The organism is Bacillus sp. CHD6a (genome assembly GCF_001293645.1).
Lineage (GTDB): Bacteria > Bacillota > Bacilli > Bacillales > Bacillaceae_I > Sutcliffiella_A.
In genome coordinates this window covers 1-16,338 of the sequence record NZ_LBMD01000017.1, presented here as the reverse complement: position 1 = coordinate 16,338, position 16,338 = coordinate 1, and the positions used below count along the sequence as shown (strand labels likewise).

At 40.7% G+C, this 16,338-nt stretch carries 12 protein-coding genes, 8 tRNA genes and 1 rRNA gene; 3 read left to right on the top strand and 18 right to left on the bottom strand.

Annotated elements, in window-relative coordinates; all coding sequences use genetic code 11:
- Nucleotides 1–459, bottom strand: a complete 459-nt coding sequence (locus AAV98_RS13565) for a GNAT family N-acetyltransferase (RefSeq protein ID WP_060666180.1) — start codon at nucleotides 457–459, stop codon at nucleotides 1–3.
- Between the two features lie 293 nt (nucleotides 460–752).
- On the opposite strand from AAV98_RS13565, the gene AAV98_RS13560 reads away from it, so the two are divergent.
- Nucleotides 753–2,162 (top strand): alkaline phosphatase, encoded by a 1,410-nt coding sequence (locus AAV98_RS13560; protein WP_060666098.1) that lies wholly within the window; start codon nucleotides 753–755, stop codon nucleotides 2,160–2,162.
- 57 nt (nucleotides 2,163–2,219) lie between these two features.
- A complete protein-coding gene (locus AAV98_RS13555) occupies nucleotides 2,220–2,900 on the top strand; it encodes a DUF4352 domain-containing protein (protein WP_060666097.1) in 681 nt (226 codons plus the stop codon).
- 233 nt (nucleotides 2,901–3,133) lie between these two features.
- Here AAV98_RS13555 and AAV98_RS13550 read toward each other — a convergent pair whose 3' ends face one another.
- From AAV98_RS13550 to sigW, 7 genes are all read right to left on the bottom strand, one after another.
- Nucleotides 3,134–4,831, bottom strand: coding sequence for a methyl-accepting chemotaxis protein (locus tag AAV98_RS13550; RefSeq protein WP_060666096.1), 1,698 nt, complete (start codon nucleotides 4,829–4,831; stop codon nucleotides 3,134–3,136).
- A 788-nt stretch (nucleotides 4,832–5,619) separates the two neighbouring features.
- On the bottom strand, nucleotides 5,620–7,425 hold the full coding sequence (gene glmS, locus AAV98_RS13545; RefSeq protein WP_060666095.1) for a glutamine--fructose-6-phosphate transaminase (isomerizing): 1,806 nt from the start codon (nucleotides 7,423–7,425) through the stop codon (nucleotides 5,620–5,622).
- Nucleotides 7,426–8,311: 886 nt separating this feature from the next.
- A complete protein-coding gene (gene glmM, locus AAV98_RS13540; RefSeq protein ID WP_060666094.1) occupies nucleotides 8,312–9,658 on the bottom strand; it encodes a phosphoglucosamine mutase in 1,347 nt (448 codons plus the stop codon).
- A 20-nt stretch (nucleotides 9,659–9,678) separates the two neighbouring features.
- Nucleotides 9,679–10,929, bottom strand: coding sequence for a CdaR family protein (locus tag AAV98_RS13535; RefSeq protein ID WP_060666093.1), 1,251 nt, complete (start codon nucleotides 10,927–10,929; stop codon nucleotides 9,679–9,681).
- Nucleotides 10,922–11,743 carry a diadenylate cyclase CdaA gene (gene cdaA / locus AAV98_RS13530; RefSeq protein ID WP_060666179.1) on the bottom strand — a complete coding sequence of 274 codons (822 nt, stop codon included), beginning with the start codon at nucleotides 11,741–11,743 and terminating at the stop codon, nucleotides 10,922–10,924. Before cdaA ends, AAV98_RS13535 begins: the two co-directional genes overlap by 8 nt.
- 509 nt (nucleotides 11,744–12,252) lie before the next feature.
- Nucleotides 12,253–12,867, bottom strand: coding sequence for an anti-sigma factor family protein (locus AAV98_RS13525; protein WP_060666178.1), 615 nt, complete (start codon nucleotides 12,865–12,867; stop codon nucleotides 12,253–12,255).
- A 20-nt stretch (nucleotides 12,868–12,887) separates the two neighbouring features.
- Nucleotides 12,888–13,451, bottom strand: a complete 564-nt coding sequence (gene sigW / locus AAV98_RS13520; protein ID WP_060666092.1) for an RNA polymerase sigma factor SigW — start codon at nucleotides 13,449–13,451, stop codon at nucleotides 12,888–12,890.
- 194 nt (nucleotides 13,452–13,645) lie between these two features.
- Between sigW and AAV98_RS13515 the strand changes: the two genes are divergently transcribed.
- Entirely contained in the window at nucleotides 13,646–13,828 is a 183-nt protein-coding gene (locus AAV98_RS13515; protein WP_060666091.1) for an aspartyl-phosphate phosphatase Spo0E family protein, read from the top strand.
- A gap of 107 nt (nucleotides 13,829–13,935) precedes the next feature.
- Here the strand turns inward: AAV98_RS13515 and rocF are convergent, their stop codons facing one another.
- From rocF to rrf, 10 genes are all read right to left on the bottom strand, one after another.
- Nucleotides 13,936–14,838 (bottom strand): arginase, encoded by a 903-nt coding sequence (gene rocF / locus AAV98_RS13510; RefSeq protein WP_060666090.1) that lies wholly within the window; start codon nucleotides 14,836–14,838, stop codon nucleotides 13,936–13,938.
- 365 nt (nucleotides 14,839–15,203) lie between these two features.
- A tRNA-Ala gene (locus tag AAV98_RS13505) sits at nucleotides 15,204–15,276 on the bottom strand.
- Nucleotides 15,277–15,315: 39 nt separating this feature from the next.
- Nucleotides 15,316–15,388, bottom strand: a tRNA-Lys gene (locus AAV98_RS13500).
- 2 nt (nucleotides 15,389–15,390) lie between these two features.
- Nucleotides 15,391–15,465: transfer RNA gene (locus tag AAV98_RS13495), tRNA-Gln, on the bottom strand.
- A 249-nt stretch (nucleotides 15,466–15,714) separates the two neighbouring features.
- Nucleotides 15,715–15,798: transfer RNA gene (locus AAV98_RS13490), tRNA-Tyr, on the bottom strand.
- Between the two features lie 8 nt (nucleotides 15,799–15,806).
- Nucleotides 15,807–15,882, bottom strand: a tRNA-Val gene (locus AAV98_RS13485).
- Between the two features lie 64 nt (nucleotides 15,883–15,946).
- Nucleotides 15,947–16,021: transfer RNA gene (locus AAV98_RS13480), tRNA-Glu, on the bottom strand.
- A 14-nt stretch (nucleotides 16,022–16,035) separates the two neighbouring features.
- A tRNA-Thr gene (locus AAV98_RS13475) sits at nucleotides 16,036–16,109 on the bottom strand.
- Nucleotide 16,110: 1 nt separating this feature from the next.
- A tRNA-Asn gene (locus AAV98_RS13470) sits at nucleotides 16,111–16,185 on the bottom strand.
- A gap of 9 nt (nucleotides 16,186–16,194) precedes the next feature.
- Nucleotides 16,195–16,311 (bottom strand): 5S ribosomal RNA (gene rrf / locus AAV98_RS13465).
- Nucleotides 16,312–16,338: the final 27 nt, after the last annotated feature.

Here is a 16,338-nt window from a genome sequence, read left to right as displayed (position 1 = left end):
TTATTGTGCAGTCCTTTTCTCATACAGTTTAATGGAGCCACCGTCTGCTCCATATACGATACCGCTATTTTTCCAGCCGTATCTCTCATAATAGTTTTCTAAATCTGTCGTTAAGTACAGATTTTCATAGCCTTTTTCTGCTGCCTCGCTTAATCCATGATCGAGAAGCTTTGCACCTATCCCCTTCCCTCTATGCTTCTCCGCCACATAAAGGCACGCCAACCATGGACACAAATCCTGACGACTATTCAGATCGTTTCTTAAAATAGCATACGTACCTATAATTTCACCCTCTTCAACTGCCACATAAAACCTTGGAATATCAGAAGAGGTTGTAGCAGAATGAAGAATCGCATCTTCATAAAACTTAAAGTTCTCCTCACTTCCCCACTGTTGCCAAAATACATGAATTGCCTGCTCAAGCAATCGATCCTTCCCTCTCAGCTCCATAATCCTCATCACGAACCAACCCTCTTAATTATTATTTTGATATACCTATTAATTCGATAGGTAGGTTAGAAGTCCTTCTATAAAAAAAGAAAAAAGGGGTCTGACCCCACATTCTTTAAAGCGCTAAAGTCCCACCCACTCAAAAAATTAATCATAAAGTCCTGAATCATTATACCCGTAGTATGTAATGAATCTGTTATATACTTGTAAATCAACCTTAACTCTATCTCAAGACTAGCTTAATACTTTCTTTATATAATTACTCTTGAAAGATTCATAAACTTACTATTTAGGAGGTTATTATGTTTTCTAAAAAACTTTTAACAGTAACTATGGCTGCTTCTCTTGCAGTAAGCGGTTTTGCTATAAATCAAGCTTCCGCTGATAAAGATAAAGGTGCTAGCAAAGATGAAATTCGCAATGTTATCTTCTTGATTGGAGACGGAATGGGGAATTCCTATACATCAGCTCATCGTACCCTTAACAATGACCCGAACACTCCTGAAATGGAAGAAACTGCGTACGATCCTTATCTTGTAGGTATGCAGTCCACTCACTCTTCGGATGAAGAAGAAAGTGTAACAGACTCTGCCGCAGCTGCAACTTCGATGTCTGCTGGTATTAAAACGTATAACGGTGCTATCGCTGTTGATATGGAAAAAGAAGACGTAAAAACTGTCCTAGAGCAAGCAAAAGAAAACGGGAAATCTACTGGTCTTGTAGCAACTTCTCAAATCAATCATGCTACTCCTGCAGCATTTGGAGCACATGATGAATCCCGTAACAACTACAATCAAATCGCCGATGATTACTATGACGATCTTATCAACGGCAAACATAAAGTCGACGTTCTTCTAGGTGGTGGGACAAACTATTTTGTCCGTGGAGATCGTGATCTGACAAAAGAATTCCAAAAAGATGGCTATTCTTATGTAACAACTCGTGATGAAATGTTAAATGATGATAACGAACAAGTATTAGGTCTTTTCGCACCAAAAGGGTTAGAAAAAATGATCGACCGTTCTGAAGAGCAGCCTTCCCTTAAAGAAATGACAAATTCTGCCCTTGACCGCCTGGATAACAACAAAAAAGGCTTCTTCTTAATGGTAGAAGGAAGTCAAATTGACTGGGCTGGCCATGATAATGATATCGTTGGTGCAATGAGTGATATGCAAGACTTCGAGCAAGCGTTCCAAGCAGCAATTGACTTTGCTAAAAAGGACAAGCATACTCTTGTAATCGCGACTGCAGACCACTCCACTGGTGGTATGGCAATGGGACGTGACGGAGAATACAAATGGGATCCAACTGCAATAAAAGCAGCGAAGAAGACTCCTGACTTTATCGCTAAGAAAATCGTAGAAGGTGCGCCTGTTGAAGAAACGTTAAAAGAATATATTGATCTTGAATTAACTCCAGAAGAAATTCAATCTGTTAAGGATGCAAAAGAAACAAGTGGCGAACTTACGGAAATTGACAACGCCATTGAAAGAATTTTTGACCTTCGCACTGGAACTGGCTGGACAACAGACGGTCATACAGGAGAAGACGTACAAGTGTATGCATATGGACCTGGTATGAATAAATTCACTGGTAAAATTGACAACACCGATACAGCAAAAGAAATCTTCAACATCTTAAAGAAGACAAAGAATGGTCATGCTGACACGGACCATCGCGAAGGTGAAAAAGACGAGCACGATAACGACTAATCCCAATTAGCATTCCGAGGTTGCCTCGGAATGCTTCATTTTTAGGAGGTACTTTTCATGCCAATCAAACGTTATTTCATCATAGGAATTGCAGCGCTACTCCTAAGCGGTTGCTCTGTTGAGAACACAGGAAAAGAGAACAACACCTCAGAAGCAGTGTCTGCATCGGAAAACGAAACGAAGACGGAATCAACGGATACCACTTCGCAAACCTTCCAAGACAGCCCACAAGCCCCGGATGATAGTAACCTTACAGAGGTGGGCAAAACTTTGGAAGATGCGGATGGCATCATCACACTTAACCAATACGCCAACTTGAACGAAACGAAACAAATTGGCGATATCACGATGACCATTGCTGACGTGAAGGTAATGAACTTACGACCTTCTCCTGACTTAGTGGACTATTTCCACGGCTTTACGCACCAAGAAGTCGAATTCCCGTATGTAAGAGTAAATGTAAAAGTAAAAAACAACAGCAAAGAGACCCTTAACTTTGCCCCTGTAGCAAAACTCACTACCGACCAAGGAGAAACCGTGACTTGGGAAGACGACTTTTACCTTGAAAAGCTAAACGGCGAACTAAAGCCAGGTGAAGAAAAAGTGGGAAGCCTTGCATTTATCATTGATGAAAGCACACCTGAAGAGCTGAAGAGTCTGTCTATCCAGACTAGTGAGGTTTTTGATGATAAAGAAAAGAAGGTAGGAAAAACAGAAGAATTCCAAATTGGATTTTAAATTTGGATGATAATTGAAAAGTAAAAAATCCTGTTGCCATATGAGCACCTGTATAGTATATTGCAGCGAATAAGCGGTATTTTATGCAACGAAAAGAAAAACCAGGTCTTTAAAAACCTGGTTTTTCCCTCTTTATTCTACTCCTAAATGACTTCTGAAATCTTTCTCTAACGTTTAAAGCTCACTCATCAGACAACAATTAAAACTTCATACACTTAACGATAAAGTAAGTGTTATACCTTAAACCTGTTAACTAATTCTTGAAGCTCTACTGCCAGCTTAGATAATGAAGTGGCAGAGTTATCAATATTTTCAATTGATAGCATTTGATTATCTGATGATGATGCTATTTGTTTGGCTATATCAAATGAATGTGTTGATGAACTAGCCATCTCTTGTACAGAGGCTGAAACCTCTTCAGATCCTGCACTAATTTGTTCTGATGTAGCTGATATGTTTTCAATCTCTACTCTCATTTCTTCCATGGACTTCACGATTTCATGGAATTTTTCATTCGTTAGATTAGCAGTTGTCACACCTTGTAACGCAATCTGCTTTGTTGTTTCAATCGAGTTAATAGTAGTAATCGTCTCTGACTGGACTTGTTCAATTAGGCTTGTTATTTGTTTTGAGGAATGAGAAGATTGTTCTGCCAATTTACGTACCTCATCGGCAACTACCGCAAAACCTTTACCTGATTCGCCAGCGCGAGATGCCTCAATTGCGGCATTTAACGCCAATAAACTTGTTTGTTTAGAGATGTCCTGAATAATTGTCGTGATGTTACCGATTTCAGAAGACCGTTCTCCTAAATGCTGTATTTTTTGAGCTGTGTTGTTAATTTCTTTACTTAAATTTTTAATTCCCTCTACTAAATCTGTAATTACCTGCGTTCCTTCACTGGCTTTACTTGTTGCCATATTTGATAATTCAGATACATTAGAAGCATTTTCAGCAATAGAAGTAATGCCGGTGCTTGTTTCTTCAACAGCAGTAGCGGATTCATTAGCCATTGCGTTTTGTGTCTCAGCCGTACTTGCTAATTGTTGAATAGAGTCGTTAATGTTCGTCCCATTTCGAGTCATTTTTTTCGCATCAGATTGTAATTCTTCAGACGAAGAAGCCACCAAGTTCGAATGGTTACTAACATTTACAATTAAACTACGCAGGGTAGATAAAAATTGGTTAACGGAAGATGCTAGTTCTCCTAGTTCATTTTTACTTTTCACCTTTATCTCTTTGGTAAGATCTCCATTTCCAGTCGCTAATTCTTTAAACTGACTATTTAGTAGCTTTAATGGTTTGACAATAGACTGAGCAAATAAAGTTCCAATTATAATACCTATTAGAATGATAGTTACGATAAAAGATACTTGGTATACTACTCTCTTTGATTCAATTTGATTCAGTTCTGCTTTATTCTCTTGAACCTCCGTATTAATTTTTGAAACTAACTTATCAATTGCAGGAGATAGTGTTTCTTTACGAATAGTACGTTGCTCAATGAAATGAATCTCCACTGCTTTTTCTATGTCCTCATTTTCATACGCTGTTACAATTCCTTCGTGTGCTTCATTATATAAAGCAAAGGCTTTTTCAACGTCCCCAATTAATACTTGCTCCTCTTCATCAATCAGACTCTTTGCTTTTTCCAAATGAGATAAAGCTTCCTTTTGCTTCTCTACTATCTGGTCTAAAAATGCAGGGTCTTGTTTTAAAAGGAATCCTCGCTCATCATTAGAAATACCAACTAAAATGGTTTCAAATTCTTTTAAACTTACTGATACTTGCATGTTTGCTAAAAAGTGATCATACTTGGCTTCCATGTCATTTTGAAAATAAATAGATGTTGCTCCGACAATACTTGTTCCTATTAATAAGAAGAGTATTAATGCTAAAATACGTTGACGAATCGTTTTGAATAAAAACATGATGACTTCCCTCTTTTTCTCTAAAAGATGATTAATTAAGATTAGCAATTTCTGTTTAAAGTACTATGTTTCCTTCTTTATTTTTTTCAAAATGACTTTACTCATTTAAAATGGGATTCCGAGATTGTCTGGACAAGATGAATGGTTTCTAATTGTTGCTAGAAGAGTGAAAACTTTCTCGGAAAGGTGGGGGAAGCTATGAACAAATCCCTTTTTACCCCTAATTATGTATCTAAAAATCTTAATACATGGTGCAATAACTACTTTCCTAATGAAAGCATACTGTGATTAAGCTTAATAATGCTAAAGTCCTCTGTATTTCTCAATCATATCTCCTCATGGTGTGCTACAATGAACTACTCAACAAATTTATGATTAGTCGGTGGCGTTAACTCCTAAACCTACAAACCCCCAAGTACAGAAGGTCTTTCAACGTTCTATATCAGTAATTATATTATCGTCAGGTTTTACCTCTTCCTTTAGAAGTTTATTTCAACAAAATACTAGGATAAACTTATTTAAGATTAAATTTAATAATTGCATATTTAATTTGACCACACTCCATATTCATTCAAAAACATTCTTTGACCACGGTTCATTATTTTTTACATCTCCCATAGTATGCTGAACAAACTATCTATAATGTTTAGTTACCGACATTATTGTATAGTTACTAACAATAATGTCAGTGAACACATATTTACATTTCTTTCGGCTTTGAAAATTTCATTTTTTTGAAAGTAAAATAAAAAGACCCAACCAATCGGTTGAGTCTTTTTAATCATTTATTATTCCACCGTAACACTTTTCGCAAGGTTACGTGGCTTATCTACGTCACAATCTCTGTGAAGTGCTGCGTAGTAAGAGATCAGTTGCAACGGAATTACAGAAACTAGTGGAGAAAGTAGTTCGTTTACTGGTGGTACAACGAAGCTGTCTTCTTCTGTTTCTAGGCCTTTCATGGAGATGATACATGGGTTGGCACCGCGTGCTACTACCTCTTTGACGTTACCGCGGATAGATAGGTCCACTTGTTCTTGTGTGGAGATGGCGATAACTGGAGTACCATTTTCAATTAGGGCGATTGTTCCGTGCTTCAATTCTCCTCCAGCAAATCCTTCTGCTTGGATGTAAGAGATTTCTTTAAGTTTTAATGCACCTTCAAGTCCTACATAATAGTCCATTGTACGACCGATGAAGAAGCAGTTTCTTGTTGTTGCCAAGAACTTGCGAGCGATGTCTTCTAGCTCTTCTTTAGCGTCACATAGAACTTCCATTGCGTTTGCAACGATTCCTAAGTCTTGCACTAGGTCGAATTCTAGGTTGTGTCCTTTAGATTCTGCTAGTACTGCAGCGAAAATGGACAGAACGCCAAGTTGAGCCGTGTAAGCTTTTGTAGAAGCAACTGCAATCTCAGGTCCAGCGTGAAGTAGCAATGTGAAATCTGCTTCACGGGATAGTGTAGATCCTTGTACGTTTGTAACAGTAAGTGCCGGGTATCCTAGCTCTTTTACCTGTACAAGTACTGCACGGCTGTCCGCTGTTTCTCCACTTTGAGAGATGAAGATGAATAGCGGTTTTTCAGATAGAATTGGCATATTGTAGTTGAACTCACTTGCTACGTGTACTTCTACAGGTACTTTCGCAAGCTTTTCGATCATCTGTGCTCCAACAAGACCTGCGTGGTAGCTTGTTCCTGCTGCTACGATGTAGATGCGGTCAGATTGGTTCACAGCGTTGATGATATCAGAGTCAATTGTCAATTCGCCGTTTTCGTTTTGGTATTTTTGGACGAGCTTACGAATTACTAATGGCTGCTCATCGATTTCTTTTAACATGTAATGTGGGTATGTGCCTTTTTCGATATCACTTGCATCAAGTTCAGCCGTGTATGGCGCGCGCTCGATGATTTCACCGTTCAGCTTTTTGATTGTTACCGCTTCTTTCTTTACGATAACCATCTCTTTGTCCATCAGCTCAACGAATTGATCCGTCACCTGAATCATCGCCATTGCATCACTTGCCACTACATTGAAGTCACCTTTGCCTACTCCAACTAATAGAGGACTTTTGTTTTTTCCAACATAGATTGTTTCTGGATCTTCGTTGTCCAGTAAAGCAATCGCGTAAGATCCTTTAAGGATAGAAAGAGTGCGACGCATCGCTTCTTCCACATGCTGTCCTTCGTTTGCAAATTTCTCGATGATTTGTACAACTACTTCTGTGTCTGTTTCACTTACTAGCTCTACGCCTTGTAAGTGTTCGCGTTTAAGTTGTGAATAGTTTTCGATTACTCCGTTGTGTACAAGTGTAAAGCGTCCAGACGTGCTTTGGTGTGGATGCGCATTTACTTGACTTGGTACACCGTGAGTTGCCCAGCGAGTGTGACCGATTCCAGTGGATGCTAAAACGTCATTGTCCACTACTCCGCGAAGGTCTGCAATACGGCCTTTTTCCTTGAATACGTGTACGCCGCTCTCGTTCATAACAGCGATACCAGCAGAGTCATATCCTCGGTATTCAAGCTTTTCTAGACCTTTTAAAAGAATTTCTTTTGTATCTTGTGTTCCAATATATCCAACGATTCCACACATAAATAATTTCCTCCCTAGAGTTGCAGGGACAAGAAAGCACACCATAGAAAGGGACGATCCTGTCCCCACATTACCTATAAAATATTTTTGCAATCATAGTAACAGTCTTTGTACATAAAGTTGCCTTTATGCTTTAAACTGTCCCTAAAGTCGGTTGTGATTGGCAACCGGGAGGCATCCGCCGATAGATCGATAAACCTCCTCCTCGTCAACTAAGCATGGTTTCGTCCGTCGCTTAGTTCAGGCGCTTTGTATATCTAGTTATTGTTCTGTAGCTTTGATGCTCCTTTCCATTCTTGAATAGCAACAAATAATATCTTACCTTTCATACCCCAATTCGTCAACAATTATGTGGATTATTTCCAATTTATGCAAAGGTGGTGGCATTTTCAGTTATGCTTTTGGTACGATTGGTTACTGAGTTAGGCTAAGGTCATGGAATTGATAGGAAATGTCGCTTTTGATTGTTAAAATAAGCGCATTTCGCGCTCTTTTTATAGGTTATAAAAGCATTCGGACACTTTCCCATACAGTTCGGCCATTTCCGCATGGTTTTAGGGGTAGATTCGGACAATTGATGGGCACTGTTCGGTCAAAAATCGACGATGTTTGGACATTTATGTCCAATCTTCGGTCAAATTCGGGAAATCTTCGGCCAACTTTACTGAAACTTCGGTCAAAAACGGCAAAACTTCGGACAAATGCAAATTCCACTGCATGCAATGCATGCCGACCGCTTCAACCTTTTACCGCGTTGATACCTTCAAACAAGAACGTTACATGCTATCATCACCGCTAACCAAATTTCTCACACCATATAAAAAAGATATGCATCCACCGCTCCATAAGTGCGGTATATGCATATCTTTCTCGTTCACCGTATCAATTATTCTGTTCCCATTTCCGTGCGCACAACAGCTGCGATACGCTCTACGTACTCATCACATTGCTCTTGAGTTGGCGCTTCGGCCATGACACGTACAAGTGGCTCTGTACCGGAAGGACGAACGAGGATGCGGCCGTTTCCGTTCATTTCCGCTTCTACTTCTTCAATAACAGCCTTTACTTTCTCGTTCTCTGTTACACGGTGCTTGTCCGTCACTCTTATATTCACAAGAAGTTGAGGGAACTTCGTCATTTCACCAGCAAGCTCTGATAGGCTCTTTTTCGTTAACTTCATGATATTTACAAGCTGAAGTCCTGTTAGCATGCCGTCACCTGTTGTGTTGTAGTCCAAGAAGATGATGTGGCCGGATTGCTCTCCACCAAGAAGGTAATTACCATTCTTCATCTCTTCTACTACATAACGGTCACCAACTGCAGTTTGCTTTGTTTCTACATTGTTAGCCTCTAATGCTTTGTAGAAGCCAAGGTTGCTCATCACAGTGGATACAACTGTGTTATGGCGAAGACGACCTTGTTCGCTTAAGTATTTTGCACAGATGAACATAATCTGGTCACCGTCAACAATTTGTCCTTTTTCATCCACCGCGATGATGCGGTCTCCGTCTCCATCAAATGCAAGACCGATATCAGCACCCTTATCCAACACTAATTGTGCAAGTGCCTCTGGGTGAGTAGATCCTACACCATCATTGATGTTCAGACCATTTGGAGAAGAACCCATTGTAGAAATGTCCGCCTCAAGGTCTGCAAAAAGATGGGTAGCATGAGAAGATGTCGCACCATGTGCACAATCTAATGCAATGTGAATACCGGAGAAATCCTCATCCACCGTTTGTTTTAGGAACTGAAGGTATTTCTGTCCGCCTTCAAAATAGTCGTTTACTTGACCCAGGTCAGCACCGACTGGACGAGGAAGGCTGTCTGTTTCTTCATCCATCAATGCTTCAATTTCCGCTTCCTGCTCGTCAGAAAGTTTGAAACCATCCGGTCCGAAAAACTTAATTCCGTTGTCTGCAACCGGATTATGAGAAGCTGAGATCATTACACCAGCTTGGGCGCCAAGTGCTTTAGTCAGGTAAGCCACACCAGGAGTGGAGATTACACCTAAACGCATGACTTCTGCACCAATGGATAGTAAACCTGCCACTAGAGCTCCTTCCAGCATGTGTCCTGAAATACGCGTATCACGGCCGATCAGCACTTTCGGACGAGTTTGGTCTTTTGTTAACACATATCCTCCCAAACGTCCTACTTTAAATGCCAATTCAGGTGTTAATTCCGAGTTCGCTACACCGCGCACTCCATCCGTACCAAAATATTTACCCATTTCGTAAATCTCTCCTTTTACTACTCATTAGTTTCTTCTATTAATCTAAACTTTACATTTCTCTTTGGCAGGTCCCACGAAACGTTTTGCGGACCGTTTATCTCAAGTGGGGCTTCATGTTCCCCGGCATTCAAGTCTGTCACATTGATATACATTTCCATATCAGAGCTGTTAACTCCATCAAGGGTGCTTGGTGCACCAAGTACCGTAAGATCCATCAAACCAGTTTCCGGGTCAATGAATTCTATTTCCAGGCCCTCTGATAGACCGATTTGTTGAATAGGGACATTCGTAAACGTTTTTTGCTCTTCTTTTTCCACTTCTACATTGATCTTGACCTTCTCGGGTACAACGCGTTTCACCCCATCCGGTACAGGTACATCAACTTCAATGGTTGTGCTTTCCGTAATCTGAGTTAAATCCAATTCTATATTATCAATGAACTCCAACTTGTCAAGAGTGCTTTTTGGTCCATAGACCGTTACTTCATTTGGTACTGCTTCTATCTTTGTAATACTTAGGTTCTCTTTTAGAGACCCTTTGCGATTTATTTTCAACGGAACCGATTTAAAAGGACTTGTAATAGGAACACTCACATCTACTACTGCAGGATTTACTTCTACATTCAACGTGTTTCCTTCCCTGTCATAGACCGTCACACGAGACTGTTGTTCAACAGCTTCATTAACGCCCTTCAAATCAACACGTGCTTTCACCAATGCGATACTTTCAATTAATTCACGAGATCCTGTTACTTTCACAATATTAGGCTTTACGATTGGCTGCTCTGCCTGATACCCTTCTTCCATTTGGCCTCTGTTTATAAAATCAACGTCCACTGGAAAATCCTCAGAAATCTTTTCATGGATGGTAACGGAAGCTACTGAAGGTTCAATTACTACATCTAATCTTTCAGAAAGATTGCGAGCCTCCAACGTTACTTGATGAGTCCCAATCCCCAAATTTGAAAGGTCTGCAATGATCTCGAAATCCTTCTGCAAGGCTGTTGGTTTAACAGATGCTGTCGGACCTTCTAGTTTTACTGTAACACTTTGCGGCACACCGGAAACAACTAGGTTCTCCCTGTCATAGAACGCTTCAACCGGAACATCTGTTACCGTTTGCACATCCGTGGATCCGGAAAAAGGAGAAGGAGGAGAGTCTGCCTGCTGGGTGGAACTATTCTCAATGCTGACTGACATGTACAACATAAAAGCCAACAATAAAGCAATAATTTTCATCACCCAACGGTTATTGATAAACTTATCCATCCTTCTGCCCCCTCCATTGCCAGCGATTTGAAGTAGCGGTTTTCTCACTTATATCCAATTCCTTCTTCAATAGCTCGCTGAATAATTCAGGTTCTAAATCACGGTGCAACTCACCGTTCTTTGTAACAGATATACTACCCGTCTCCTCTGATACGATAATGGTGATACTATCCGTTACCTCACTAATTCCAAGTGCTGCTCTATGCCTTGTTCCAAGCTCCTTTGATATAAAAGGACTTTCCGACAATGGAAGGTAACAAGCTGCTGCAGATACTTGGCTCTTTTGCAGAATAACCGCTCCATCATGAAGTGGTGTATTGGGAATAAAGATGTTGATCAAAAGCTCGGATGACACTTTTGCATGCAACGGAATACCCGTCTCTATGTAATCTCCCATCCCAGTCTCTCGTTCAATCGAAATCAACGCACCAATACGGCGTTTGGCCATGTATTGCACGGATTTAACGACTGCTTCAATCATTTTGGCATGCTCTTCCTCATCATCTACCCCGCTTCTCGAAAACAACTTTCCTCTACCCAATTGCTCTAAGGCGCGACGAAGCTCTGGCTGAAAAATAATGATAATCGCCAGGAATCCCCATGTCAAAGCTTGGTCCATCAACCATTGTAAGGTACTGAATCCTAAAAAATTACTAATGATCCTTACCACTACAATAACTGTTATCCCCTTTAATAACTGGACCGCCTTTGTACCACGGATGACCATGATAAGCTTATAGATAACAAACCAAACAAGTAAAATATCTATGATATTAGCAAGATAACTTAAATATGGCATATCTCCAAAAGGTATTTCAAAAGGCATCCTCACACTTCCTTTAACAGTACAAGATTTATGTATCTAGTACGAAAACCGTAACCATGTTATTATAGCATATTTTCAACATTCAGGTAGAAATGGCCTATTAATTCATGTTTTGCAATATTATTATAATCTCCGTGAAATATAAAAAGATGCTTGATTTGTTTCAAGCATCTCATTTGGGTATAGCATTGGACAGTTGATCTCCGTTGTAGGTTACTGAAAAACTGATAACGTAAAGTTTTTTACGATTCCTAGCTGAGGATTGGAGCAAAAGGCGAAGACTCCTGAGGGAGATAGCGGTAGCTTGAGACCCCGCAGCGGAGCGAGGAGGCTCAAGCACCGCCCCTAGGAAAGCAAAGCCATTTGCGGAAATCAACAGCGGTGTTTAAGAGGAAAATAAAGTCACTTTTCCGTGGCCTCCTCCGTTGCGGGGTCTCACCTGCCCAATCCTCCCGCGGGAGTCTTTGCGCCTTCCGCTGCGATCAACAGGTTATTGCTCAGTCATTAAACACATCAACCGCTTTTTTGAAACCGTCTTTCATGGTGTACCAGATCCATTCGAATACTTGGTCAATTTCTTCAATGTCACCTGTTACTTGACCTGCGGAGGCGAGGTAGTTATCGCCATTGATGACTGTCACATTGCCTCTGACTTCACCCTCCACACGGATGTTTCCGTTCTTGACGACAACATCCCCATCCACTACCTCTCCTTCTGGGACAACGACGGTATTATCCTCTACGACAAGATTCGGCTGATTCGTAAATGCAAACTTCTCTTCCTGCCAACCTCCAAATAAACTTCCGCTCATTAAAATAAAGAAAATGGCGGCAGCTACAAGCATGGGATGGGAACGGAACCAACGATTCCAACCAATGGTCTTCTTTTCTTTCGGTAAACTATTCATCACTCTTTGCGTGAAATCATTTGGTGCAGATATATGAGAAGTGCTTTGCACAAGGGCAATCGCCTTCTCCAGCTCATGAAACTGCTGATAGCAGTCCTTGCAGTCGTGGAGATGTGCTTTTAGCTCTTTTTCTCGTTCTTTTTCTAGATCACCATCTAAATACTCATGCATATACTGGACGATATGTTCCGGGCATTTATTCATCATTTATAACACCTCCAGAATTAAACATGGCGCAATTGCTGTCTCAGCGCTTCTCGCCCTCTATGAATTCTAGTCTTAACGGTTCCGACCGGAATTTCTAGAATCTCACTGATTTCAATCAATGATAACTCGTCAATGTACTTTAAGACAATTACCGATCGGTATTTATCAGGAAGCTTTAATATCTGGCGCTGGATTTCTCCTTGGAGCTCCATCGTTTCCACTTCCTCCTCAGGTAACGCAATATCCGCTGCAACCTGGGAATACATCGTTAATCCTTCTGTACCTGCTACTTCTGCATCTAAATAATAATCCGGCTTCTTTTTACGTATGCGGTCAATCGTCAGGTTTGTTGCAATTCGATATAACCAAGTTGAAAATTTGCGATTCACATCAAAGCTGTTGATGTTAATATATGCACGAATAAAAGCCTCTTGTGCAATGTCTTCGGCTTCATGAGAATTGCCAATCATTCGGTAGACCAATTGATAAATCTTGTCCTTAAACAATTCCACAATTTCCGCAAATGCATCCTGATCGCCTTTTTTTATTTGTTTTATTCTTTTTCTGATTAGCTCTTCCATTCCGTTCCCCCGTTGTCTGGCGGTCGACTAGTTATACGTGCCTTCGCCTTAAAAGGTTTCATTTTTCTTGAAAAACTTATCTATATAATATATTCTAACAAATATTGACTGTAATTGGTTTAAAAAAGGATAAAAGAGGGTAAAAGCAACTATTATTAGTTTTATGAAGCCTAATGAATAAGGGGTGTTGTATAGTGGCCGTCCATGCTACCGTCCATTTACAAGAAGCTATTGAGAGAAAAAGAGAAGAAATGATTCGACTTTCCTCATCTAACCATCTTCAATCTAAGGAAGTAATTGATGCGAGCACCTCGCTTGATTCATTGATAAATCAATATCTATACTTACAAATTAAACGAAAACCAGCAACTACTTAAGTATCAGTTGCTGGTGTTTTTTCTTAAAAGTAGATGTATTAGCTGTTAATTGAAGCAAAGCGAAGCCATTTGCGGAAAGGTACAACGGTTGTTATTAGATAAAATATTTAAAGTAGTTTTTCCCCAAACAAGGATCCCATCAAGGCTACAGCGACCGTTGCGGTTTTGTTTCGCTCATCTAAAATCGGGTTAACTTCTACAAATTCAGCCGAAGTCAGGATATTTGCTTCTTCTAACATTTCCATGGCCAGATGGCTTTCACGATACGAGATTCCCCCAAGTACTGGTGTCCCTACCCCAGGTGCATCATGAGGGTCTAGTCCATCAAGGTCCAAAGATAAATGAACTCCATCTGTATCTCGTTCCCTCAAGTAGGCAATAGCCTCTTCCATTACGGCAGTCATACCCAACCGATCAATCTCATGCATGGTGAATACTTTAATGCCTTTTTCCTTAATTAGTATTTTCTCGCCTTCGTCCAAAGATCTTGCTCCAATGATAACAATATTCTCTGGTTTGATTTTAGCATGGTCACCGCCGATAGACGTTAATGTAGAATCACCTATTCCTAAGCTCACTGCAAGCGGCATGCCATGAATATTACCTGATGGTGACGTTTCTCCTGTGTTCAGGTCCCCATGTGCGTCATACCAGATTACTCCCATGTTGGAGTAATGCTTCGCAAGACCAGCAATAGTCCCAATTGCAATACTATGATCTCCACCAAATACAAGAGGAAACCTTCCACTCGATAGGACTTCATCTACTTTAGAAGCCAGGTTTTCGCTCGCCTCCGCAACCGCTTTCAAATTTTTGAGGTTACTTTCACTTGTTGCTGTTCTTTCTCTACTGCCAATTTCGATATCTCCAAGATCTTCAATCGTCTTTGTTAAACTTTCTAATCTCTCTACTACTCCTGCATATCTTATCGCACTAGGACCCATATCCACTCCGCGACGTGTCTGCCCTAAGTCCATTGGTACTCCAATAATGCTGATATCTTTCTTCATGAATCGTGTCCCCCTTTATGTAATCTAATTCTATTGTATAGGGAAACTATCAAATGACTCAACTCGACATAGTTTTGAATATATATGCAGTTTGGAATTATTGGATTATTTCTTATGTACGAAAGTTATGAGGATGACTTTAAAGTTAAAGTTAGGTGAACCGATTTGAGACTGAGCGGTTATTTTACATTTCGACCGATTAGATAGAAAAATAGCCCGTAATCCTAAATTTTCGCCCGATTCACTCAGGGAGTAATCTCAGCCTTAAGTACAAGTAAAACCATTACGTAAAAGCCTTACGAAACCAAAAAATAAACAAAAAAGCCATAAACCCAAAGGTCTATGACTTAAACTTTATTAAGAAGTGGAGCCTAGCGGGATCGAACCGCTGACCTCCTGCGTGCAAAGCAGGCGCTCTCCCAGCTGAGCTAAGGCCCCTTATGAAGTTTATAATAAAGCTTTCTTTTAAAGAAATTATGTGCCATGAAGGACTCGAACCTTCGACCCTCTGATTAAAAGTCAGATGCTCTACCGACTGAGCTAATGGCACGTTGGCTGGGCTAGCTGGATTCGAACCAACGCATGTCGCAGTCAAAGTGCGATGCCTTACCGCTTGGCTATAGCCCATTGAATATGCTCCTTGCAATTAGCTTCTAAGAGTATGCTACATGAGCAAACTCCGCAGATATTATTATGGCTATTTCTGAAGGAAATAGGCGGAATAATAACGACGCCAAAATGCTTAAGAAACTTGAACTTATGTATTATCTTTACCCAATTTTCATTGATAACTAACTTCACTTATTATCTCTGATTACGGGAAGTTTATACATTTCTTCAAACAAAAACTCCGGAATTTTCATTTCGAAGTTAAAATGGTGGAGGGGGGCAGATTCGAACTGCCGAACCCGAAGGAGCGGATTTACAGTCCGCCGCGTTTAGCCACTTCGCTACCCCTCCAAGGGATATGGTGGAGGATGACGGGATCGAACCGCCGACCCCCTGCTTGTAAGGCAGGTGCTCTCCCAGCTGAGCTAATCCTCCAATGTAAATTTATATTAATAGTAATTTTCAAAAGGGAAGTTATTTTCGCTACACGAAAAAACTATGGTGACCCGTACGGGATTCGAACCCGTGTTACCGCCGTGAAAGGGCGGTGTCTTAACCGCTTGACCAACGGGCCAATTTTTTTGTATAAGCTTCCAACCGGGCTCGAACCGGTGACCTCTTCCTTACCATGGAAGTGCTCTACCTAACTGAGCTATGGAAGCATGGCTCCACCAGTAGGATTCGAACCTACGACCCTTCGGTTAACAGCCGAATGCTCTACCGCTGAGCTATGGTGGAACAATACTAGCCTGGCAACGTCCTACTCTCACAGGGGGAGATCCCCCAACTACCATCGGCGCTGAAGAGCTTAACTTCCGTGTTCGGTATGGGAACGGGTGTGACCTCTTCGCCATCATTACCAGACAAATTATATTATACAAAATTGAGGAA